Annotated in this window: 13 protein-coding genes; 3 read left to right on the top strand and 10 right to left on the bottom strand. The window is 43.9% G+C overall.

From position 1 onward, the window contains the following. Window positions 1-721: 721 nt before the first annotated feature. Window positions 722-2,473 carry an AAA family ATPase gene (locus H8S63_RS05840; RefSeq protein ID WP_186926045.1) on the bottom strand — a complete coding sequence of 584 codons (1,752 nt, stop codon included), beginning with the start codon at window positions 2,471-2,473 and terminating at the stop codon, window positions 722-724. A gap of 130 nt (window positions 2,474-2,603) precedes the next feature. Between H8S63_RS05840 and H8S63_RS05835 the strand changes: the two genes are divergently transcribed. From H8S63_RS05835 to mutS, 3 genes are all read left to right on the top strand, one after another. Further along, a complete protein-coding gene (locus tag H8S63_RS05835; protein ID WP_186926043.1) occupies window positions 2,604-3,479 on the top strand; it encodes a DMT family transporter in 876 nt (291 codons plus the stop codon). A 36-nt stretch (window positions 3,480-3,515) separates the two neighbouring features. After that, window positions 3,516-3,938 (top strand): hypothetical protein, encoded by a 423-nt coding sequence (locus tag H8S63_RS05830; RefSeq protein ID WP_186926041.1) that lies wholly within the window; start codon window positions 3,516-3,518, stop codon window positions 3,936-3,938. A gap of 362 nt (window positions 3,939-4,300) precedes the next feature. Next, a complete protein-coding gene (mutS, locus tag H8S63_RS05825; RefSeq protein ID WP_186926057.1) occupies window positions 4,301-6,889 on the top strand; it encodes a DNA mismatch repair protein MutS in 2,589 nt (862 codons plus the stop codon). A gap of 129 nt (window positions 6,890-7,018) precedes the next feature. On the opposite strand, the gene lgt is transcribed toward mutS, so the two are convergent. From lgt to H8S63_RS05780, 9 genes are all read right to left on the bottom strand, one after another. Continuing rightward, entirely contained in the window at window positions 7,019-7,855 is an 837-nt protein-coding gene (lgt, locus tag H8S63_RS05820; RefSeq protein WP_186926039.1) for a prolipoprotein diacylglyceryl transferase, read from the bottom strand. Window positions 7,856-7,872: 17 nt separating this feature from the next. Further along, window positions 7,873-8,790 carry a ketopantoate reductase family protein gene (locus H8S63_RS05815; protein WP_186926037.1) on the bottom strand — a complete coding sequence of 306 codons (918 nt, stop codon included), beginning with the start codon at window positions 8,788-8,790 and terminating at the stop codon, window positions 7,873-7,875. 47 nt (window positions 8,791-8,837) lie between these two features. After that, on the bottom strand, window positions 8,838-9,941 hold the full coding sequence (gene ychF, locus H8S63_RS05810; protein WP_073347090.1) for a redox-regulated ATPase YchF: 1,104 nt from the start codon (window positions 9,939-9,941) through the stop codon (window positions 8,838-8,840). Window positions 9,942-10,115: 174 nt separating this feature from the next. Then, a complete protein-coding gene (locus H8S63_RS05805; RefSeq protein WP_186926035.1) occupies window positions 10,116-13,556 on the bottom strand; it encodes a bifunctional proline dehydrogenase/L-glutamate gamma-semialdehyde dehydrogenase in 3,441 nt (1,146 codons plus the stop codon). Between the two features lie 1,656 nt (window positions 13,557-15,212). Continuing rightward, a complete protein-coding gene (gene araJ, locus H8S63_RS05800) occupies window positions 15,213-16,355 on the bottom strand; it encodes an MFS transporter AraJ (RefSeq protein WP_186926033.1) in 1,143 nt (380 codons plus the stop codon). A 210-nt stretch (window positions 16,356-16,565) separates the two neighbouring features. Next, window positions 16,566-17,972: a S9 family peptidase gene (locus H8S63_RS05795; RefSeq protein ID WP_186926031.1), complete on the bottom strand. Its 1,407-nt coding sequence runs from the start codon at window positions 17,970-17,972 to the stop codon at window positions 16,566-16,568. A 128-nt stretch (window positions 17,973-18,100) separates the two neighbouring features. Continuing rightward, window positions 18,101-20,572, bottom strand: coding sequence for a glycoside hydrolase family 2 TIM barrel-domain containing protein (locus H8S63_RS05790; protein ID WP_186926030.1), 2,472 nt, complete (start codon window positions 20,570-20,572; stop codon window positions 18,101-18,103). 7 nt (window positions 20,573-20,579) lie between these two features. Beyond that, a complete protein-coding gene (locus tag H8S63_RS05785; RefSeq protein WP_186926028.1) occupies window positions 20,580-21,839 on the bottom strand; it encodes a glycoside hydrolase family 88 protein in 1,260 nt (419 codons plus the stop codon). Between the two features lie 8 nt (window positions 21,840-21,847). Next, window positions 21,848-24,244: a glycoside hydrolase N-terminal domain-containing protein gene (locus tag H8S63_RS05780; protein WP_186926026.1), complete on the bottom strand. Its 2,397-nt coding sequence runs from the start codon at window positions 24,242-24,244 to the stop codon at window positions 21,848-21,850. Between the last annotated feature and the right edge of the window lie 257 nt (window positions 24,245-24,501).

Here is a 24,501-nt window from a genome sequence, read left to right as displayed (position 1 = left end):
TTTATGTACTTTTTTACGGTTCATCCTAGGATCTTCTATTTGTTTACAAAGGTCAATTATGCCAATTTTCATGTTAGTTTATGTTTTAATATATCTTATAAAGATAAGAAAAACAATCGACATAAACAAATGGTAATATACTAATAAACAATAATATAACAAAGGAATAGCAAAGGAGAATATAGTAAAAAATATAATGCGTCTGCCCTGGATTGAATAAGCATTATAACCGTTCCACTAGAGTGCAATGAACCGTTCACTAGAGTGAACAGAGCTCTCTACTGGAGTGCACTGTTTTGTTTACTTTAGTGGAACGATTATTATGTAGGTAAGATTATCTGTAAATGATAGGCGTTTATACTAAAGATATAAGTACATTGGTACATCAATAACCGTTTGGTGAGAATGGAAAGAGCAATATTTGTTGAGTTGTATAAGGCTATTTGAAGGGAGAAAATATGAGAGATGAGTGAAAAAACTATGAGAGATAACGGGAAAAGTATGAGAGATGCAGGCTTATGGAAATATCTCTCATAAACTATCTATTTGATAATATGTGCTTTATCTATGTTTTATGAGAGATATGAGAGATGAAATGAAAATATTCATTCGTGCATCATATTGGGGGACAACCTTGCGCATAACTTCCATACAGGAAATCATACGCACGTTCGAAAGATTCTTTTGCATAATGCGCTTGTAATGCGAGTTCCTTTTTGTATTAAACTTCTTCACATACCGGCATATCCATTCCTTTGTATACAACCACAATCTTATGAAGCTGTGTAGTGCCGACTGCTCTCTTTACCGTATCAGTGTCAGCATAGCGATTGGCTTGGTTAATAGCTTCCAGTCGCAGTTCTTCCACGCGGTTTTCAGGGTCTTTATACTTGGCATATTTCAGTTCCACAATGTAGCTGTGCTTCATGTCTGAATAGATATCCAGTAACGGACAGAGGAAAATGTCGACATAGCCTGCCTGTGTGTCCTGTTCGGAAATGGGACGGTAGAAACGGTTTTGTGCCGTCATGGCAAGCGTAAAGCCATGGACAAAAAATTCACCTTTCTGCTTGTCGCGCTGGGAAGTGTAGTGTTTCAGGCAGTCGGCAATATAACCGAAATAGGCTTTCCAGTCGCCTCGGTAGGCAAGAGCGCTGGCAAGTTCGTTCTTTTCGTAACTGCTGAAATTGAGTTCGGCTTCGTTGTAGGTACTCAGCAGATAGGTGTATATTTGTTCGCGGACTACCTGATTGGGGATGGTGAGTTTGGTCCTTCCTTCATACGTGCCGCTAATGGTGAGCATACCGAAATAGTAGAGCAGGCTCACAAAGTTGTCGGGGTTGGTAATATTGACAGCAGGAAAACCTTTTTTCAGTTCTCCGGTGACATAGCCTTTGCTCACCAATGTTTGTATGATGGAGGCATCATGGGCAAACTCTTTGTCCTTCCGGATGAGCATACGCAATTTTTCGTAATCGATACGGATATTGTCTTCTACCATATCCCGGGGGGCTTTGCCTCGTTGAATATAATTCTTGACGAAGTAGAGTACCATATTGGAGTTGTACATAGTAGTTTCACCATAACATTCTTCTGCAAAGCAGTAGTTGTCATACCAGGGTTTCATTATTTCTATCAGTTCGTCCACACTGTGGTTGAATGGACTGGTGGTAGAATAGTAAGTGAGCATTTGGCGCACTTCTTCTTCCGTGAAACCTATCATCTCGTTGAATTCCGGTGTGAGCGAGTAGTTGGTTCCGATATTGAAACCACTTGTGAGGTCGTCCATTGTCACGGGGCTTACACCGGTAATGAAACAACGCTCGATACTGGAATAGGTTCCGGCTTTAATTTTATTGAAGAAGGCGCGCAGATAACCTTCGCCATGTGTTTCGTCCGTATAGCGGTGCAGGCTTTCTATATCCGAGAGGATGGCATTGGTGAAATGGTCGTATTCGTCGATAAAGAGGTAAATACGTTGGTTGGTCTTATTACATTCTGTGAACAGGTATTCAATTTGTTCGACAGCTCCTTCTTTTTTGTCGAGTTCTTCCTTGATGCCTTTGGGGAGAAAGTCGGCGTAAATGTCACAGAAGTAGTCGAACATTGTTTGGCAATGCGCGTCCAGTCCCTTGCGGTAGTTGTGCAGTTCGCCTACTATTCCGGAGAAGTTAAGGTATAGTACCAGATAGCTGTTCCGGTCGCGCGTAGGGTGCTTTCCGATGTAAAGGTCGCCAAACAGCGCTTCGAACTTATCCTTGGCAAGTATATCATAATAGTGCTGCAACATATTTACAGTGAGGCTTTTGCCGAAACGGCGCGGACGAATAAAGAAGAAAAACTTGTCCGCTTCTTCTATCATGGGTATAAACCGGGTTTTGTCCACATAATAACAGTCGTCGCGGCGGATTACTGCAAAGTTCATCATACCATAGGGGATACGTTTCCTGTCCGGTGCTATATATTTTTCCATAACTTATACCTTATTTTAGGAGCTTTCTTTGAACATAAACAAAGGTACGGGCTTTTTGTTACTTCTCCAAACAAACATTCCATAACTTCTCGCTATCTTTGCACTCTATTAAACAAACATCACCACCATTATGGAATTGAAGCATGGATATTACCATCTGATTGCGATACTTGTAGTTGCTATCTGGGGATTGACTTTCATATCAACCAAAGTATTGATTAATCACGGACTGACCCCACAGGAGATATTCTTGTATCGTTTTCTCGTTGCTTATCTGGGCATTTGGGTGATTTCCCCCAAACGTCTGTTTACGAGTAACTGGAAAGACGAACTTTGGTTGATGGCAGGAGGTTTTTTCGGTGGTTCACTCTATTTCTTTACAGAGAATACAGCTTTGGGAATTACGCAAGCATCCAATGTCGCTTTCATCATTTGCACAGCTCCCCTGCTTACTACCATTCTTTCCCTTTTCTTTTATAAGAGTGAAAAAGCCACCAAAGGTTTGATTTACGGTTCCATATTAGCTTTAATTGGGGTGGGATTGGTGGTCTTCAACGGTAGTTTCGTACTCAAGTTATCTCCGGTAGGGGATTTGCTCACTTTACTTGCCGCCCTGTCGTGGGCATTTTATAGTTTGGTGATAAAAAAAATGACAGGGCGTTACCCCACTGTATTTATCACCCGCAAAATATTCTTTTATGGAGTATTGACCATACTTCCCGCTTTTCTTCTTCATCCGTTACAATCTGATTTCGATGTACTTTTAAAACCGGTTGTATTATCCAATCTCTTATTTTTGGCCGTTCTGGCATCCCTGGTTTGTTATGTCCTCTGGAATGTGGTATTGAAACAGTTGGGAACCGTTAGAGCCTCCAATTATATCTATCTCAATCCGTTGGTAACAATGGTAGCTTCGGTTATCATTCTCCACGAAAAAATCACGTGGATTACATTATTGGGAGCAGGTTGCATTATTTTTGGAGTCTATCAGGCAGAAAAGAAATAAATTAGGTAAAAACCACAAGAAATAATAAATACAAGAATGACAAAAAGAAAAAAGAAACGCATCAGCGAAAAGATGCGGAGATACAATCTCAGCTTACAGCGTCCTCAAGAGGAATTCCGTCGGCGTGTGATAGAGTCGGAGAGAATGAGGAAGGAAAGGGAACCGGAAGAAAGGAGGATAGAACGGTGGAGAAAATGGAAGAAATGGCTTGGATTAGCCGATTTTACTGAATATGACGGTCCGTTTCCCATATTTATATGTGCAGTATTCTTTTTAGTGATTTTTTTAAGTGGGATAAGTTTATGCGTTTTAGGATTGTTCAAGGACCCATATAAGATTCAAATAATGCCAATCTTATATGGTATACTTTTAACCATTTGGAGTGCGAAAGCCTTGATAATCTTTTATCCTGTTCTAAAAGCAGTCATAATCGCTTTATTTGAAGATAGAAAAAAGTAGGTTTTGCTATTTGAGCCGTACGGGCATAAAAAAAGGGTCAACGCCTTGACCCAACCTTTGTTAACCTTAAATCTAATACTATGAAAAACACATTACAAAGGTACGGACTTCTGTGATATTAGCAAATTATCCAAGAAAAATAATATGTTTTATAACACGTTTTAATATTATCTTCCTGTTTGTTAAGAAAAACATCCTCCCTTTTTAAAAGTATGCAACACTTATTTTGAAAATTGAAACGGGGGATACCGTTGATTCTCTGCCGGAAAACCGTTATCTTTGCAAAGATAACGCAATTGTTTACTTTAAATAAAGAAGAAAAGGAGAGAACCGTGAACAAAGAAGAAATCGTCCTTACCCCGATGATGAAACAGTTTCTGGATTTGAAGGCGCAACATCCGGATGCAGTGATGCTGTTTCGTTGCGGCGACTTTTATGAAACATATTCTACAGATGCCATTGTTGCCTCCGAAATTCTGGGAATCACACTGACAAAACGTGCAAACGGAAAAGGTAAAACCATTGAGATGGCGGGTTTTCCCCATCATGCTCTCGATACGTATCTTCCTAAACTGGTTCGTGCCGGAAAGCGTGTCGCTATCTGTGATCAGTTGGAAGATCCGAAAATGACGAAAAAGTTGGTGAAGCGAGGTATAACCGAATTGGTGACTCCCGGCGTTTCTATCAATGATAATGTGCTGAATTATAAAGAGAACAACTTTCTGGCTGCCGTTCATTTCGGCAAGGCTTCCTGCGGAGTCGCTTTTCTCGACATATCTACCGGTGAATTTCTTACAGCAGAGGGACCTTTTGATTATGTAGATAAACTGTTGAATAACTTCGGTCCGAAAGAGATTCTTTTTGAAAGAGGCAAGCGGCTGATGTTTGAGGGTAATTTTGGCAGTAAGTTCTTCACATTCGAGCTGGATGATTGGGTATTTACGGAAACGACGGCCCGCGAAAAACTTCTGAAACATTTTGAAACGAAGAACCTGAAAGGGTTCGGAGTGGAGCATCTGAAGAACGGTATCATTGCTTCCGGTGCTATCCTGCAATATCTGACGATGACGCAACATACGCAAATCGGGCATATTACTTCATTGTCTCGTATTGAAGAAGATAAATATGTCCGCCTGGATAAGTTTACGGTACGTAGTCTGGAGCTGATCAGCAATATGAATGATGGCGGAAGCAGTCTGCTCAATGTGATTGACAGAACGATCAGCCCGATGGGAGCACGTTTGCTGAAACGTTGGATGGTCTTCCCGTTGAAGGATAAGAAACCGATTGATGAACGATTGAATGTGGTGGAATATTTTTTCCGCCAACCGGATTTTAAAGCTGTCATTGAAGAACAGTTACATCTGATAGGGGATTTGGAACGTATTATTTCCAAAGTGGCTGTAGGGCGTGTGTCACCGCGCGAAGTTGCTCAACTGAAAGTGGCATTGCAGGCCATCGAACCCATTAAACTGGCATGTATTCAAGCGGATAATGCAAGTCTGAATCAGATAGGGGAACAGTTGAATCTTTGTGTCACTATTCGTGACCGGATTGCCAAAGAGATAAAGAATGATCCGCCATTGGCTGTCAATAAAGGTGGGGTGATTCAAGACGGTGTGAATGCGGATTTGGATGAATTGCGCCGGATTTCGTATTCGGGGAAGGATTATTTGCTCCAGATACAACAGCGTGAAAGTGAGTTGACGGGTATTCCAAGCTTGAAAGTGGCTTATAATAACGTATTCGGTTATTATATCGAAGTCCGTAATGTCCATAAAGATAAAGTTCCTAAAGAGTGGATTCGTAAACAGACGCTGGTTAATGCAGAACGTTATATTACGCAGGAACTAAAGGAATATGAAGAAAAGATTTTGGGAGCGGAAGATAAGATTCTGATTCTGGAAACGCAGCTATATACGGACTTAGTACAGGCATTGATGGAGTTTATTCCACAGATACAGATTAATGCGAATCAGATTGCACGTCTGGACTGTCTGTTGTCATTTGCCAATGTGGCTCGTGAGAATCGTTATATCCGTCCGATTATTGAGGATAATGACGTATTGGATATTCGTCAGGGACGTCACCCGGTAATAGAAAAACAACTTCCAATAGGCGAGAAGTATATTGCCAATGATGTAATGCTGGACAGTGATACACAGCAGATTATTATTATTACGGGTCCGAACATGGCCGGTAAGTCGGCACTCTTGCGCCAAACAGCATTGATTACGCTATTGGCTCAAATCGGCTCGTTTGTTCCTGCGGAAAGTGCGCATATCGGTTTAGTTGATAAAATATTTACCCGTGTAGGAGCGAGCGATAATATATCAGTCGGTGAATCTACATTCATGGTAGAGATGAATGAAGCGGCTGATATCCTGAATAATGTTTCTTCCCGGAGTCTGGTATTATTTGACGAATTGGGTCGTGGTACTTCTACTTATGATGGTATTTCCATTGCCTGGGCAATTGTAGAGTATATCCATGAACATCCGAAAGCAAAAGCACGTACATTATTTGCTACGCATTATCATGAATTGAATGAGATGGAGAAATCTTTCAAGCGCATCAAGAATTATAATGTATCGGTGAAAGAAGTTGATAATAAAGTAATCTTCCTTCGTAAACTGGAACGTGGCGGTAGTGAACACTCTTTCGGTATTCATGTGGCAAAGATGGCCGGTATGCCGAAAAGCATTGTGAAACGTGCAAATGAGATATTGAAACAGCTTGAATCTGATAATCGCCAACAGGGCATAGCAGGTAAACCGTTGGCAGAAGTGAGCGAGAATCGTGGAGGTATGCAGTTAAGCTTCTTCCAGTTGGACGATCCGATTCTCTGTCAGATTCGTGATGAGATATTGAATCTTGATGTGAATAATCTTACTCCTATTGAAGCGCTGAATAAACTGAATGATATTAAGAAGATAGTCAGGGGGAAATAAGCTGAAAATGTATATAATGTCTTAGGATATGTTTTCGATTATTGTCCTGACATTAGGGAAATGGCATTTGTTTTATTGATAAAAAAAGGGATTAGCGATGTTTGAACCGCTAATCCCTCTTTTTTTGATTTAGGCTATTTTCTTTTTCTTCTTGTCATAAAAGAACATGAAATAGACGCCTATTATGATAAACGGAACGCTTAACCATTGTCCCATATTGAACATCATGCTGTTTTCAAAATCTTCCTGATTTTCTTTTAGGAATTCGATGAAAAAGCGGAAGGTGAAGATATAAGTCAGGCAAAACCCGAAGAAGAAGCCGCGGTGCAGTTTCTTGCTGTAATTCTTATACAGGTAAATCATGATGAAAAACAGGATGAGATAAGCGATGGCTTCGTAGAGTTGTCCCGGATGGCGGGGTAGCATATCCACACGCTCGAAAACAAACGCCCAGGGTACATCAGACGGTTTGCCGATAATTTCGGAGTTCATCAGGTTGGCAAGGCGGATGAAGCAGGCAGTGATTGGCGTAGCTACGGCAATCATATCCAGCACGTCCATATAATGGAGCTTCGTCTTGCGGCAATACAGCCAAAGGGCAACTATCAATCCTAATGTACCGCCGTGGCTGGCAAGTCCTTCATATCCGGTGAATTTCCAGTTTCCGTCCGGCATGAATTTGATGGGAAGAATCATTTCCCAGAAGTGGGACAGGTAATATCCCGGGTCATAGAACAAACAGTGTCCCAGGCGGGCACCAATCAGAATACCAAAGAAACAATAAAAGAAAAGCGGGTCAAACTTCTTTTCCTCTATCTTTTTATCCCGGTACTGGTAGTGAACAACCACATAAGCAAAGAATATTCCTACTGCCCACAGTAATCCGTAATAACGGATAGAAATGCCGAACAGGTTGAATAGTTCGGGATTCGGGTTCCAGTTGATGGATAATAGCATGGTATTCATTCTATATTGGATTAATGTTAATGATTAGATTCTTTGAATTTCTCCGCAACCATCCGGTAGGTCGGTATGTCTATTCCTTGTTCCTCGGCTGCCGCAATCACGTCGAAGAGCAGTCCCTGTATTTCCGAGTCGTGTCCGCGTGCCAGGTCTTTCTGCATGGAAGCGGTACTTTCGGGGTCGAGTTTGTCAATCACTTTCAGATTATAGCTGACGGGGTCTTCGGGAAATTCGACGCCAAGTTTCTTCCCTAAGGCGGCGCTTTCCGTAGAAAGTCCGATAAACGTATCCCGTATCTTTCCCGGTTTTTGCACTTCTCCCATCGGAACGTCGTAGTAAGCACCCGTCACAGCCATTGCGGAGATAAACGACCATTTGATAAACGTATCCCGGTTGATGTCCGGTGACAAGTCCACTTTTATACCTGCTTCCTGCAAGTCTTGGCGGATAGCTTCCAGCAATCCGGGTTTCACAACTGTGCCGTGATGAGCACCATATACCAGACGGAATATTTTTCCCATTTGGGTGATTTCTCCTGTGCCGGATACGAAACCTACGATATAGATGCATCCGTCGAGAACCGTGACTCCCGGAACCAGTTTTTGTATGCGCGGTCCTGTGCCGTACACATTCAGAATAGGGATGACAACCGTGTCTTTGTGCGCTGCCCTTTTAATCAGTTCTACAATAGAATCGACCGAATAACCTTTTACGCATACAAATATCACATCTGCTTTTCCGTTAAATTCTTCAGCGGTAGTAGCCGGAATCCGGAGCGTATGTCCGCCCTTTAAATCCGACTTCAGTTTCAGGCCGTTTGTCTGAATTGAATGTAAATGAGCTCCACGGGCAATACAAGTTACATCTTTGCCTGCCAGCGACAAGAATCCTGCGATACTGCCGCCTACACCTCCCGTTCCTGCAATGAGATATTTCATGTTGTTAGCGAATTAGTAATTAATAAGTCGTCGGTGATTGTCGATAATCACACGTTGAAACGGAAATGCATGATGTCGCCATCCTGTACGACATATTCTTTTCCTTCCACACCCAGTTTACCGGCTTCCTTCACGGCTGCTTCCGAGCCATATTGGATATAATCTTCGTATTTGATAACTTCTGCACGGATAAAGCCTTTCTCAAAATCGGTATGGATAACACCTGCGCATTGCGGAGCTTTCCATCCTTTTTCGTACGTCCAGGCACGTACTTCCTGTACGCCGGCTGTGAAGTAAGTTTCAAGATTCAATAATTTATAAGCTGATTTGATAAGACGCGCCACGCCCGATTCTTCCAGACCTACTTCGGCAAGGAACATCTGACGGTCTTCGTACGTTTCCAGTTCGGCGATGTCCGCTTCTGTCTTGGCTGCGACAACCAGGATTTCTGCATTTTCGTCTTTCACGGCTTCACGTACCATATCGACGTATTTGTTTCCGTTTACCGCGCTTGCTTCGTCTACGTTGCAGACGTACATTACCGGTTTGCTGGTCAGCAGGAACAGTTCACGGGCAATCTTTTGTTCGTCTTTGGTTTCAAAAGTAACGGTACGTGCCGATTTGCCTTGTTCCAAAGCTTCTTTGTATTGAACCAGCACATCGTAAGCCTGTTTTGCAGCTTTGTCACCACCTGTTTGCGCCTGTTTCTGCACTTTCTGGATACGGCTTTCGATAGTTTCCAAATCCTTCAACTGAAGTTCGTAGTCGATGATTTCTTTGTCACGGACAGGATTTACACTTCCGTCTACATGCGTCACGTTCTCATCGTCGAAGCAACGGAGTACGTGAATAATTGCATCCGTCTCACGGATATTGGCAAGGAACTTGTTTCCCAGTCCTTCACCTTTGCTTGCGCCTTTCACCAGTCCGGCTATATCTACGATTTCTACTGTTGTAGGGACGATTCTTTGGGGATGTACCAATTCTGCCAGTGCATTCAGACGTTCATCGGGAACGGTGATTACACCTACATTCGGTTCAATTGTACAGAAAGGGAAGTTTGCCGCTTGTGCCTTTGCGTTCGACAAACAGTTGAAAAGTGTTGACTTACCCACGTTCGGTAGTCCTACGATACCACATTGCAATGCCATATTAATCTATTATTACTTTTGTTACCAAGTTGCTCGTTTTAGTTTGCAAAGATAATCATTTTTGAACTAATAAAGGAAACTTGGTGCACTTTCTGTCTTCTCCCCTTATTCCCGGCTACTTCCAATTGGAAAGTTAAGCCGGAAGAATAAGGGGAGAAAGTATTCATTTCATTATTACTCGCAAGGTGGCACTTCGGAAATACTACCGTATCGGTGATACTCGAAAGAGATGCTTTGCTCCTTGATATAGTGCAGCAACTCGATGCGTCCTTGCTTGACGGGCGGTGCTGTCGCAATGTACATATCATATTCCGCAGCTACTTCATACATTTTTTGGGGAATATTGGGCGAACAAGTCCGTATTCTTGCATAATCTATCATTACTTCCAGAAATTTCTCCATTGACTCTTCCCTTAGTTCGCAACCGGCTTCGGCAAGTGCGGCGCTACGGTTGTCTGTTGGGTCGAAGCTGATGGCGAGCGGTGTTCCGCAGGTCTTTGCCGCATAGGCAATCATCAATGCTTCCTCGTCCGTATCCTCCGGGAATAGACGTAGAATCATTTCATACAGAGGCAGATAGCGGAAAAGATTCTGTTCCCCGTATAGCTTGTTGATGTCTTTGGCTTTTGAGAATTCTTCCTGCCAGGCTTTCTCGTAGCTTTGTTTATAATCAGTCTTGCTGTCCGGCTTGTCTGTGATTTCTACAAAGCAAGTGCAATAATTGGGGCCGCCCGCTTTGAGGCCGCCACCAAAAGCGGACATATTCATTCCGCCGAATGGCTGACGGTTGACGATTGCTCCCGTAATTCCCCGGTTGATATACAGGTTTCCTGCCGATAGGGTGTCCTTCCACAGTTTCTGTTCAGCTTCGTCGAGGCTCTGTAATCCTGAAGTTAATCCGTAGTACAGGTCATTGACCAAGTCAATACCTTCTTCGAGACTATCGATGCAGACTACACTTAGTAGCGGACCGAATAACTCAGTGCAGAAAGAGAAGCTCCCCGATTTTACTCCCCATTTTACGGTGGGGGCCAATATATATTCTTTCTCGTCTATAAAGCGCGGTGGAACCAGCCACGACTCTCCCGGTCTGAGATTGAAGGCTTTCAGCAGTTTGTCATTCTTGTTGGTAATCATCGGGCCTACCACATTTCCGGCATTCCAGACACTGCCTGTTTTCAGACTTGTTGCCGCATCTTTCAGTTTGCTTTGGAAATTCTCATCTTCGTAGACCGAGCGTTCTACCAGCAACAGTGAGCAGGCGGAGCATTTCTGTCCGGCATTGCCGAAGGCGGAAGCGACGATATTCATGATAGCATGGTCGCGGTCGCCCGATGCTGTGAGGATAATGGCGTTTTTGCCACCGGTTTCTGCGGATAGTGGAGTTGCCGGAGCAGTCTTTGCGATATTTTGGGCGGTATCCGTGCCGCCTGTCAGGATAATATGCTTGATGGCGGGAGCGGTAGTCAGTACTTTCAGTGCTTCCCGATTGGTAATGATGACCTGTAATGCTTCTTTGGGTACACCTGCGTCCCAAAATGCCTTGGCAAACATCCAGGCAACCGGAGCTGCCACAGTAGCAGGTTTCAGGATAACCGTGTTTCCGCCTGCCAATCCCGCCACTATACCACCTACGGGGATAGCGCAAGGGAAATTCCAGGGAGAAATAACCAATATCGTTCCCTTCGGCTTCATCTCTATGTCATCCAATACGGCAAACTTCTTCATCGCCGTCGTATAGAAACGGGCATAATCTACCGCTTCCGAAACTTCCACATCACCCTCAATCACCGTTTTACCCGTCACGGCACACATGCAACCTATCAGGTCGCCCCTCATGTCGGCCAACCGGTTGGATGCTTCGTACATAATCCGATGCCGTTCTTCCAGTGTAGTCTTTCTCCATCCGGCAGGGTCTGCTTCGGCAATCCCGATAATCTTTTCCACTTGCCCGCTGTCCGCTTGTGACATTTCACAGATACAGACTTCATCATTCTGACAACGGTCGAGGTATTTATAACGGCTTTCGCATACTACCGTTTCCGCACCTATCTGTAACGGGATGATTTCCGGCTCTTCCGTTCCGTTTTTCTTCCATTTGGCGAAGATACGACGTACCCATTCCTGATTCTGTGGCAAGTCGAAATCCGTATCCGGCTCATTCTTCATCGTATCCGACGGCGCAACGGGAGTATAGGGAAGATTACGATTCTGAATACGCGGCGATACATGGGTAATGTTATCTTTCATCGCATACGCATCTTCAAACTGTTTCGCAAGGAAGTCCCATTCTTCCGTATCCGGTTTCAGATTGAAAGAGTGAGTCAGGAAGTTGTCAGGCGCGGTGTTTTCATCCATCCGGCGGACAAGATAAGAAACTGCATTCAGGAAATGCTCGTTCTTGACTACCGGAGTATAGAGAATCACCCGATTGCCGAGCATGGACTGGGCACGCCATAGATGATTGGCCATTCCTTCCAGCATTTCGAAGGTCATAAATTCGGCTGTGCCGTACTTCTGAGCTAGCAAATAAGCGTAAGCGATAGAGAACAGATTATGAGAAGCTACGCCAAGATGCAATGCTTTGGCATTTTCGGGCATCAATGCCCGTTCCAACAGGTGCAGATAGTTGGCGTCCACTTCCGTCTTGGAAGGAAGAATCGGATTCGGCCAACCTTTCAGGGAAGAAATAACCGTCTCCATCTCCAGGTTACAACCTTTCACAAGACGCATCTTGATAGGAGCACCGCCTTCCGCTATGCGGGCTTTGGCAAATTCCAACAATTCCGTTTGGAAATCATGCGCATCCGGCAGATAAGCCTGAACAACGATTCCCGCAGAGTAATTCTTAAACTGCGGCAGACTGAGCACAGTCTTGAAAAGACGCAATGTGAAGTGCGCGTCTTTGTATTCTTCCATGTCCAGATTGATGAACTTGGATTGTTTTGCACCGGTTTCGTCTATATACGGGAAATCAATAGCCTTCTGATAGAGTGCGGACATTCGCGAGACGAGTTCAGGAAAACTTCCCTCATAATTCAGGGCATGCGTCTGAGCGTAGATTCCCGATATTTTCACAGAGATATAATTGATATCGGGTGATTCCAATGCTTCTAAATAATGGTGGTAACGATGGTCGGCTTCCCCATTACCAAGTACTACTTCACCCAGCAGATTTACGTTCTGTCCGATTCTCTCTTTGGCGCGGGTAGCGAGATGCTTTGTGAGTTGCGGACGTTCCTCGTTGATGATGACTTGCGAGGTATCCATGCGCAGGCGCTTTTTGATAATCGGGATAGCGATAAAATCGAAATGATAGCCGAATGCCTGATACATCTTGAATAAGAAAGCATCCCGTTTATTCAGAAATTCGGGTACGCCGTATTGGTCGAGAAGGGTCTTGATGCGTTTGGCAAGTATTTTCCGGTCGCGGATTTGCGATGATTCATCAAGCATCTTGACCAGGAACTTCTTGTCCTGCGGGCGCTGCACCATAACGGCGTATTTATGCTGTTCCCGGCGTTCGGCTTTGGTAATGGTATCTTCACAAGTCTGATATAGCTTGAGTACCCAATCCCGTACTTCAGAAAGGGTCGGTTGAAATTGTTTGTCCATAAGAATTTGTTCTATGTAGATTGTGGAAAATGAAGAAAAAAATCTCAAATTGCAATTTACATATCACGGAAGGTGGGGCTGAACATAACAGCACGGTAGCGATGCAGGGTTTGCAACGCTTGCTGCGAGAAGCGGTCGAACAGATACTGCTGTTTCATACTCGTCGTTTTTTTAAGTTATTAGAAACGAAAGGCTCACACTGTTCACAAAGATAAAAATAAATTGTTGATTTTCAAGTAAAAGGAGAAGAAAATGCAACTGTGCTAAATTCGAATTTCAAAAGATTTAGTATGAGTTGGTTTATGACTGTGCAGAAATGAATCAAATCTCCAATTATCTGTATCTAAATTAGCCAAAACTCTCTTACTGAATTTTTATGTTATAATCCGGTTTCAGCCGTTTCAGTTTTATCTGCAAACGCCTTGATAGAAGGTGATAGCGGCTGAAAGCGAAAAAAAACATCCCCTGCGAGAATAGGCTGTAGCCAGGGGGGAGTGCTTTCAGCGCATTCAGCTTTTTCAGACTTGACAGTAGATCTATATATTCACCGTGGTAGGTATATATACTCACCGTACTGGAACTATATGCTCACCACGCGGGGTATATAGATTCAGCACCCGAGCAAAAGTGGGTGGCACGCGGGCTGAGGGCTGCTTACCTGTGGGCTGGAAATTATCGGCACGTGGGCTGGACAAAACAGAGCCTCTATCTTGATGAAACAAAGGTTCTATTTGAGTGAAACAGAGGCTTCGTTTTGTTACAATAGAGCCTCTGTTGAAAGTAATTATAGCAAAAAGGTGGTAAGGTTATACACTTTTGCATTCAGGAGTGCCTTCAGCCAAAAACACCGATGAAAAGGGGCTTTTTTGGAGAACTGAAAGCTGAAGGCAGTTTTTCACTTTTTATATTTGGTAGGAGATTTAGCTGTAACAAGTAGGAGACTTGACTGTAACGAGTACTACACTCAATGAAATGATATAGAAGACTTGAGTAAGTCAAGTACATGACTCGGCTTACTTCAGTACTGCTTTGATTCATCCCCGTACCGAAAAGAATTCATTCATTCCGAAGTAAAAAATGAATATTTCAGCTAAAGAGGAACAGGATGGATTAAAGTGTACTCAATCTCGTTTCTGCCGGGATTTACAAAAATAAGGGGAACAGCCGGATAAATCCATTTGCTCCCCTTCGGGTCTCGCTAAGTCTCGCTAAAATTTCGTAAAAAGCAAGTAGCAACACCTGAATGTTGCGTTTTCGACTTTATAGCCGTCAGCCGCCAGATGTCCCGCCTGATTTTACTTGCCTGTATAGTTATTACAAGACTGTGTCTCGTACTTTTGCAAACGTATAGACATAAAAAAAGCGGAAAGGTATTTACCTATCCGTCAGAGAGGGAGTCGAAGCCCTTATACACAAACAGGAGATACCCCCCGCTTAGCAGGGAGCATTCGTCTGTTTTCGTGTGTATATAGATTAATTTCGACTTTTCTCTGATACAGAAACCAGCTAAACGCTTTTTTATTTAAAATGTAAATACATGTCACGCTACGACCGTTCAAAGAACGGTAAATTATTGAATTGATAACCGTCCGGCACTTTCTTTTTTCATTCAATAGCTTGATTTTTCTTTTTTCGGGTATAACCGTTTCGAGAATATTAGTATCTGGCTTGATATTTCTTATAAAAGATAAGGAACAAAATAAACCCAATCAATGCGAAAGGAACACCCGTGAGGGCAGGATAACGATAGCCTTCACTGACAGCTAATCCCCCTGCATAAGCACCGATAGCATTTCCCAAGTTGAATGCAACCTGTACGCAAGCGGCTCCCAACATCTCGCCGCCTTTTGATACACGGATAATCAATATTTGTTCAGGGCTGGATACGGCAAACAGCCCTGCCGTACAAAGACACATTAGCAAAGCTGCCGCCCATTTGTAAGGCGAAAGGAAGAATATAAGCAACAGCATAATGCAGATAAGTGCCTGCGCAGCGGTTCCCACCTTTCCGGGAGTATAACGGTCGGAGAGGCGTCCGCTAATCAGATTTCCCATTACCATTCCGAAGCCGGCAAGAATCATTAAAGGAGTAATACTTTCGGCAGAGAAACCGGAAACATGTGTCAGCATGGGATTGATATAGCTATACCAGCAGAATACACCACCATTTCCTAATGCTGTAGCACCGAGAATCAGCCACGGCGCCGGAGTTTTAAGAAAGCGGAATTGTCCCTTGAAACCTGTATCTTTCAATCCTTCCACGTGAGGAACCCAACGCCAGATATAATACAAGATAACAATTCCCCAAATACCTACCAACAGGAAGGTGGCACGCCAGGAAAGCATAGTACTAAGGGAAGTTCCCAGCGGTACGCCGAAAAGGTTGGCAATAGTCATTCCGGCAATCATAATCGAGACAGCTTCCGAACCTTTTCCTTTGTCAGCCAGTCTTTCGGCAACAATGGAACCCACGCCGAAGTACGCTCCATGAGGAAGACCGGAGATAAAGCGGGCAGCAAGCAACACCCAATAATTGGGAGCCATAGCCGCGCAGATATTACCTACCATAATCAAGGTGACTAATACTAAGAGAATATGTTTCAACGGATATTTGCGAGCCAGTGTCAGTACAGGTGCGCCAACACAAACGCCTAAGGCGTAAGCTGAAATGAAATGTCCCGCCATAGGGATGCTGATACCTAAATCTTTTGCCACGTCGGGCAATATTCCCATCATTACAAATTCGGCAATACCTAATCCAAGCGTACCGAATGCCAATGCAATAAGACTTTTCTTCATACGAAACTATACCTGATACTGTTACTTTTTACCTTAATTATCTGCCGCTGCTTTTTTTCGGCTGCAAAGGTAAAACAAAATCAGTCAGAGTGAGTTCGCACGGATAGATTTTGATTTAAATCAATTCACTTGATTCTTTCTATTCGTGAGATAATCGTGATGGAATAATATTACTTCATTTGAGGGAATTCTTGAAAATGAGCTTCTGACTTATTGTTTTTTTATCCAATCGGTGATATCTTTCAATACTTCCGGACTGATAGTCTCTTCCAGTTGTCCATATTCGACCAATGTACCTTTTTCGCAGGTCTGAAACAGATGGTTTAAGTTCGGATAGGCTTTTACAGTTACCTTCCTATTTCCATTTTCACTGATTCTTTGTTGGATGGCTGTCAGATTCATAGCGGCATCCACTTGAATATCCCTTTCTCCGTTTAACGCAAAAACGGGACACTTGATTTTCTTCATGTCCTTGGCGGGGTCGTATCTCATAAAATGGAGATACCATGGCGAAGTCATTGAACTGATTTGGGCGGAAATCTGCTGTACGGTATTCAAATCCTTCAGTTGTTCGGGCGACATCGTTTTAGTAACATCTGCATATAATTCTTTTTGCAGTTCGCCCGTTGTTTTGTCCGCCTGTTGCAGTATGGCATATCTGTTTCGTACAGACGGTTTCATTCCTTGCCAAACCGCATCCGGCATTCCCTGGGATTTGGAAATTGATTCTACTTGCTTCAACATCAGGCTGTCACCTCTTACACCGGCTCCTGCCAATGAAACAATAAATGCAACCGACGGGTCTTTGGCAGCTACGATGAATGCTATAATTCCGCCTGCGCTATGTCCGATAATGCCGATTTTCTTTGTGTTTATTTCTTTTCTACCACGCAGATAGTTGATGGCAGCTTCCGTATCTGTTGCGAAATCCTCGTTGGTGGCAGTTGTGTGGTCACCTTGCGATGCGGCTGTTCCTCTGTCGTCACATCTCAGCACTGCGATTCCGTTTCGGGTCAGATAGTCGGCGATGACAAGGAAAGGTTTATGTCCCATAATCTCCTCATTCCGGTTCTGCGCGCCGCTTCCTGTCACCATAACCACTGCCGGAAATTTACTTCCCTTTTCGGGAAGAGTCAGCGTGCCTGCAAGATTGATTCCGGCCTGTTCATTCCTTACCGTGACTTCTTCGTTTCTATAAGGAAAAGGCGGCTGAGGCTCTTGCGGACGTTTTGGGGGAGCGGTTTCTCCCTTTTCCAAATTCAACGGCATGGGCATTCCTTGCGTGAAAGTTCCGCTTATCGTATGGTTACTGCTCAATTTACCTTTGTAGGAAGCATGGATAGAAGGTATCTGAATCGTCACTATGGAGTCCTTGAAAGAAGTGGATTGCGTCTTTATACCGTTGGCTCCCTGGTCGGGGCTGTCGAGTGTTGTCACATAAGTTCCTTGTTCTGTTTGATTAATGTGGAATACGATAGTCAGCGAACCGGTGGGGACGGTTAGTTTTCCGTGCCAGGTGCCCGAAATATCCTGGGCAGATATGGAAGAGGAGAAGAGCAGTCCGGTCAGTAGCCCGGTAACGGCAACCACTTTGATTTTACTTTTTGAGTATTCCATATGAAAATATTATATTTATAAGTACACTATTCTTTGGACGAATATGCCATTGCTCATTAGCAATGAGGGGAGACGTAACTGTACAAAGATAGTGTATTTATAAATATAATTGGTGGTTGCCGGGCAACTTAAATTCTGATAAGTACAGTTTTAACTTCAGGTATGTCGCAATGTACAGAAACGACTGATTCTCCTTTTCTCTTGTCTATCCGAATTGCGGCACGACCGTTATATGCTTGTACCTTTCGAGAACCAGTAGAAGTTCCCAGGTTCTCAAGAAGTTTTCCATCACCTGCCAGTCCGAATTCGATATAGTTTCTGGCATCCAGGCAAGGTACTCCCCGGATGTCTACTATTTGTACTTCCACCAGCAAGCTGTCTTTTCCACATGAGGTAATTTGGGTTTGTAAACGTGCAGGTGCTTCCCATTTGCGGGTTTCGTATATGAAACGTATTGTATCTGTAACCCCTTCTTTTCCATTGGAGCGTGCGATGATCGTATTGTCTCCTGCCTGAAACGGACATTTCCAGCGAAGTCCTGCTGCCGGATAATCCTTGCTGTTACGTTTTTTCGTTCCATACGATGTGCCGTTGACAATTAATTCTACTTGCGGACAATTGGAATAAACCAATACTTCTTTCTTTTCGTCAGTTTTACCCCAACGGACAGGCCATGTGTGTCCATAGATATGTATCATTGGTTTTTGGCTCCAATAAGACTGGAAAACATAATAAGTTTCTTTAGGAGTAAGATCCCTCTCTACTACTCCTTTCTGATTGACATATGGAACAGGATTTTCCGGGCGAACCGGAGTAGAGAAGTCCTTGAATGGCCAATAGGCTGTTCCTGTTAGCCAGTCCATCGTTTCTTGTTCCTTCAAGTGCCAGTCGATGAGACGTACCATATAACTTTCTGACCAGTCACCGTCTTTGGATGCACGTGCATTTCCACCGTAAAGAGAAGCATCTCCGGCACGTTCGTCCGCGCCTTTTCCAGCTTCGATTTTATCCAGGTTGACGAACGGGTCTTCTGCATGTCGACGGGCATGGCAGTCGCCTCCCCATTCAACGTGGAGGAAATGTTTCACTTGCTGCATTTCATGACGAGAGACCTTTTTGTAGTCGGTAAAAATTCCCCTGTACCAACCTGCCCAGATAGAGGGGGAGTAAACATCGACAATGTCTTTGCAGAAGTCACACCGTCGGATGGCAGTCATGCGGCTGTCATCTAACAAGTGAGCCAAATCATGAAGTTCTTTCATGAAAGCACGTATTTTGCCTTTATCAAATTCCGGAAAATCGTTGGGCCAGTCATTTTCATTGCCCAGTCCCCAGATGATAACGGCAGGATGGTTATAATGTGTATGAATCATGTTTCTCAGCATTCGTTTGGCTTGGTTCTGATACCGTTTGCCTCCTAGTCCGCCGCGGCACCAGGGGATTTCCTCCCATACGAGAATGCCCAGTTCGTCGCAGAGAGAAAGGATGATGCTTGATTGCTGATAATGCCCCAGCCGGATAAAGTTGACACCCATTTGTTTCATGAGTATCATTTCTGCACGCATTTGTTCCTTTGTCATAGCTGCGCCTACACCCGCATGGTCTTCATGGCGATGGGTACCGCGGAGCAGCAATCGTGAGCCGTTAAGCATAAAAGGTCCTTTCTCTATAAATTCGAAATGACGGAAACCGAAATGTTCGACAGCTTTCTGTTCCTGCCCATTATGTTTTAGTGTGATCTCACAAGTGTAAAGTAAAGGATGTTTATCTGACCATAACCGGGGTTTTTGAACAGTGGTTGTCAATAGAGGAGCTTTACCGAGCGGAACCACTTTCTTTTCTTCCTCCAATACTATTTTTCCAGCAGGATCTTTTATGATAATTTCCATAGTGGCTTCTCGTATATCCGCCGGATTATAGAAAAAAGCCTGTATGGAAAGTTCCGCTTCTTTCAATTCTTTGTCCGGAGTGGCGTCTATTTGTAGCCGTTCTACGGAAACTTCCGGAATATATACCAGGTTGAGATAACGGTATAAGCCGCCGTAAACATTAAAGTCTGATAAGTCGGAAGGAATCATTTCCGCATCCCGGCTATTGTCGCAACGGATAGAGAGGGGAATTTTTCCATTGAAGCGTTTGACGCATTCGGGGGTGGAGGCGAAGGCCTGTACTGCTTCAGTGATATCTGCTGTCCATTCGTCGTAACCACCGGTATGGGAAGCTACCAGAGTAGTATAAATATAAACTTCGGTTTTTTGTCCTGCGCCTTCAAAATCTAGTAGAATACGTCCGTCAGGATAGGGGTTTTGTATGTCGAGCAGTGTCTTGTACCATCCTGGTCCTTGATAGTAATTCATGGCCGGATCTACAGCGTCTGTTGCGTTGAAACAATGTGGCAGTGTGACAGGTGTCCATATAGGGACGCTTTCGGAAGTTCCGGGACTGGCAGGTCGTACCGCTTCCCAAATATTTCCGATATCTCCCTTGAGATAAAACCAGTTGTCGGTTAACCGGGTTTTATGTGCTGTGAGTACTTTAGCTTCCAGTAATATTCCCGGAAAACAAATCAATAAGCATATTATGTAAATCAGTCTTTTCATCTCTCGTTTAGAATAGTTTACCTGTTTTTTCCAGTTTGTCTTTTCTCAATAATGCTTCGATAAAATAATAATCGGCATAAACAATGGGGACATCTACTTCAACGTCCGATGGTTTGGTTCCTGTGCTGTGAAGTAGAAGGAAACCGTTATTTTTCCCTGTCGCACTCCGGTAGTTTTTTGTCAGGTTTTCAAGTATCTTGTCCGCCCGTTCTTTATAACGTCCGGTATTTTCAGAGTCATACAAGCTGAGTTCATATAAGGCTGAAGCAATAATTGTTGCTGCGGAGGCATCACGTGGCTCATTCGGAATATTGGGGGCGTCAAAATCCCAGTAAGGTATGTAATCTGCCGGCATATGGGGATGGTTAAACAGATATTCTTCCACATTTTTTGCTTGTTGGAGGAATTCCGGAAGTTTGGTTTCACGGTAACACATCGTGTATCCATACAACGCCCATGCCTGTCCGCGTGACCATGCCGATTCATGTGAAAGCCCCTGATGCGTGTTCTTTTTCAGCACTTTGCCCGATATGGTATCATAGTCTATCACATGATAGCAACTGTTGTCCGGACGAAAATGATTCTTCATTGTTGTCCGTGCATGGCTGACGGCGATATGATAGAAAGTAGAATCTTTACTTTCTCTGGTAGCCCAGAACAATAACTCAAGGTTCATCATATTATCAATAATGACCGGACAGTCCCATTTTTTCCGGCTGTGGTCCCATGAACGGATAATGCCTGCCTGAGGCTTGAAACGGGTGGACAGGGTACGTGCCGATTGCAGTAAGATTTCTTTATACCGTTCGTCCTGTGTTAACCGGTAACCGTTGCCGTAGCTGCAATACATCTTGAACCCCATATCGTGTGTTTTTCCGTTCATCTTTTCCCGTTCAAGCATATCTGTATGCTGTTGTGCTTTCTTTTTCCAAAAGTTATTTTGCGTATATTCATAGAGATACCACAATTCTCCCGGAAAAAAACCACTGGTCCAGTCTTTAGACGGTACCAGATGTAATGAACCGTCCGGTTCGGAATTACGTGGATTGGTAAGTTCCCCCCAATCTTTTTTTTCGCGTTCTTTGCGGCTTTCAGGTGTTTCGTTGGTCCGGGCATAATCTATCTCGTCGAATGCAACTCGTAGTTGCGATTGTGCGAATGTCAGATTGTCTTCTACTATGGAGTCCTTGGACTCGGAGGTACAGGATGAGCATAGTCCTAAGTAAAGACATAGAGTAAGAGGTAAGTGTAATATTCTCCGTTTCATGGGTATTGCTAATTTGATGTTCTTTTATTGAATTCTTTTATTGAATAAGTTTCCCCCTTACGGGTTTCTATGGTTCGTTCTTTTCCGGAAGCGCCTTCGCGGATACGGCACGGACCACCTAGTTTTGAGGTTATTGACAAATTGGCGACTTTTCCTTTTTTCCATTCCATATCAATGGTGAAACCACCTCTGGCACGGACACCGCTGATTTTGCCATTCTGCCAGTTGTCGGGAAGAGCCGGTAACAGGTGTATGTATCCGGCATGACTTTGCAGCAACATCTCTGTGATACCTGCCGTACCTCCGAAATTTCCGTCTATCTGGAAAGGGGGATGGGCATCAAACAGATTGGCATATGTTCCCCCTCCTTTGAAACTTTCTTGTGTGGCATCTACATATCTCAATCCGTTTTTCAATAATAAAAAAGCATGATTGCCATCATATAAGCGTGCCCAAAAGTTGATTTTCCATGCCATTGCCCAACCTGTTCCTCCGTCTCCGCGGAGTTCCAGCGTGCGGCGGCAGGCATTTGCCAGTTCGACATCTCTTTCCGGTAAAATTTGCCGTCCCGGATGCAGGGCGAACAGGTGCGATACGTGGCGGTGTTTCGGGTCAGCCTCTTCAAATTCTTTTTCCCATTCCAGCAGTTGTCCTTTCGAACCAATTTGTAGCGGCTGGAGATTGTCACGCACTTTCTCCAGTTGCTGCCGGAAACCGGCATCTGTGTTCAAGATACGGGAAGCTTCAATGCAGTTGGTCAGCAAGTCCCAGGCAAGTCCTAAATCCATACCCGAAGAGCGGCTGAGTTCGCCGGTTTGTTTCTTTCCGTTTTTATCAGTATACCGGAAACTGTTTTCAGGAGATGTGGAAGGGTTGGTTCCCCACTTTCCAGTTTCAGGATCTTGTTGTAACCATTGCAAGAGGAATTCTGCAGCTCCTTTCATGATCGGATAGGCTGTCTGTGACAGATATTGGCGGTCACCTCCGAAAGCATAATGTTCCCATAAGTGTTGACACAGCCAGACGCCTGACATCGGCCAGCATGTCCAGCGTGGGGAACCTTTAGGGTCAGTTGCATATCCACCTGTCGGTGCGGTTTGCGCCCATGCGTCCGAGTTATGATGCGAGAGCCAGCCGCAGCTCATGCCATAATTGATTTTTGCAGTTTGTGCTCCGTTGACGGAGAGACGTTTGATAAAGTCGGACAAAGGCAGGAAACATTCCGGAAGATTGGCAGTCTCCGTCATCCAATAATTCATTTCAGTGTTAATATTGGTGGTATAGTTCGAACCCCAGGACGGTTGTATGTGCTGATTCCAGATACCTTGTAGGTTTGCAGGAAGACCACCCTCGCGGGAGGAGGCAATCATCAGGTACCGGCCGTATTGATAGTATAATTCCAGTAGTCCGTTGTCATCGGGGGTTGAAGTAAATTCTATCAGTCGTCGGTTTGTAGGTAATTGTTCCTTGTGGGAGGAGTGTTTCCCTAATGATAATTCTACACGGTTGAAAAGTGACTGGTAATCTTTGAGATGCCTGTCCAACAATTCTTCATAGGTACGTTTGCAATCGTTAAGTTTGATTTCAGGCTGATGAAAGTCGGTCGCCTCCGATAGAAGTAGCAGTACTTCATCAGCATTTCGTATAGAGAGGACAGAATCGGTAGATGCATAGTTTCCCCCTTTAGGCAACAGTTTGACTTTTACTTTAAATTTCAGCCCTGACTGATCGTGATAAACAACCTGCCGGGGATCATAGCTGCGGTTGGCTACATAGCTCGGTGCTTTTCCATTCAATATCAGTTCATTCTCGTTGACGTTTTTCACTTGGTAACGTAATAAGCTTTTCAATCGGACGTCTAAAGATATGGACTGGCGTTTGTCCGCTTTCAGTTGTATGACCATTATCTGGTCGGGGTATGAAATAAAAGAGGTGCGGTGATATTTTACACCATCCACTTCATAGGTTACTGTCGTTGTGGCATTTGAGATATTCAAGTCTCTGTATATGTTTTCCGGCTGTCCTTGTGAATGTTGTGACAGCATTAGGTTTGCCATGGGCAGATAACGTGCCGTATAAGGGCCTTGTGCGTTTTCTTTCCAGAGTGCGCTTGCTTTGGCGTAATCTTCTTCTCTGATAGCTTCACGGATTAGCGGGAGTGCCTCTGCCGCTTTCGGGTTATTCCAGTCTTGAGGGTATCCCGACCATAATGTTTCTTCGTTCAGTTGATATATTTCTTGCAGCGGATTACCATAAACCATGGCCCCGATACGCCCGTTGCCAAGAGGAAGCGCTTCTTCCCATATAGAGGCTGGTGTGTCATACCAAAGTTTATAGTCTTTTCCGAAACTTGATACTGTGGAAAAGGCTATACATCCTGCCAACAATAGTTTTTTTATCTTCATATCTCTTCTTTTATTTATATTACCAGAACTATTTTTCAGGTTCAAAACTACGACATCTGGATGGATTTGGATTATAAAGGTAAGTCTAATACTTATAAAATCGGCTATTTCATCGAAAATACTTTATTTTGCAAATGAATGGCGGAAATTTACAAATTGGCGGATTTCCCTAAATATAAAAAAAGGAGACTTTGATAATATCCGGTTTATTTTTGTAATTGGCTTTCGGAAATCCCCCTTATCTTAGCCGAAAAAAA

The sequence above is a fragment of the Bacteroides sp. NSJ-39 genome (assembly GCF_014287315.1).
GTDB lineage: Bacteria > Bacteroidota > Bacteroidia > Bacteroidales > Bacteroidaceae > Bacteroides > Bacteroides finegoldii.
This window is presented reverse-complemented; position numbering and strand designations above follow the sequence as displayed.

Bases quoted from the DNA above. Each gene is read 5' to 3' on its own strand.
- H8S63_RS05795 (WP_186926031.1), bottom strand. From the start codon at position 17,972: ATGGAATACTCAAAAAGTAAAATCAAAGTGGTTGCCGTTACCGGGCTA.
- H8S63_RS05805 (WP_186926035.1), bottom strand. From the start codon at position 13,556: ATGGACAAACAATTTCAACCGACCCTTTCTGAAGTACGGGATTGGGTA.
- H8S63_RS05790 (WP_186926030.1), bottom strand. From the start codon at position 20,572: ATGAAAAGACTGATTTACATAATATGCTTATTGATTTGTTTTCCGGGA.
- ychF (WP_073347090.1), bottom strand. From the start codon at position 9,941: ATGGCATTGCAATGTGGTATCGTAGGACTACCGAACGTGGGTAAGTCA.
- H8S63_RS05785 (WP_186926028.1), bottom strand. From the start codon at position 21,839: ATGAAACGGAGAATATTACACTTACCTCTTACTCTATGTCTTTACTTA.
- H8S63_RS05835 (WP_186926043.1), top strand. From the start codon at position 2,604: ATGGAATTGAAGCATGGATATTACCATCTGATTGCGATACTTGTAGTT.
- H8S63_RS05815 (WP_186926037.1), bottom strand. From the start codon at position 8,790: ATGAAATATCTCATTGCAGGAACGGGAGGTGTAGGCGGCAGTATCGCA.
- lgt (WP_186926039.1), bottom strand. From the start codon at position 7,855: ATGAATACCATGCTATTATCCATCAACTGGAACCCGAATCCCGAACTA.
- H8S63_RS05830 (WP_186926041.1), top strand. From the start codon at position 3,516: ATGACAAAAAGAAAAAAGAAACGCATCAGCGAAAAGATGCGGAGATAC.
- mutS (WP_186926057.1), top strand. From the start codon at position 4,301: ATGATGAAACAGTTTCTGGATTTGAAGGCGCAACATCCGGATGCAGTG.
- H8S63_RS05840 (WP_186926045.1), bottom strand. From the start codon at position 2,473: ATGGAAAAATATATAGCACCGGACAGGAAACGTATCCCCTATGGTATG.
- H8S63_RS05780 (WP_186926026.1), bottom strand. From the start codon at position 24,244: ATGAAGATAAAAAAACTATTGTTGGCAGGATGTATAGCCTTTTCCACA.
- araJ (WP_186926033.1), bottom strand. From the start codon at position 16,355: ATGAAGAAAAGTCTTATTGCATTGGCATTCGGTACGCTTGGATTAGGT.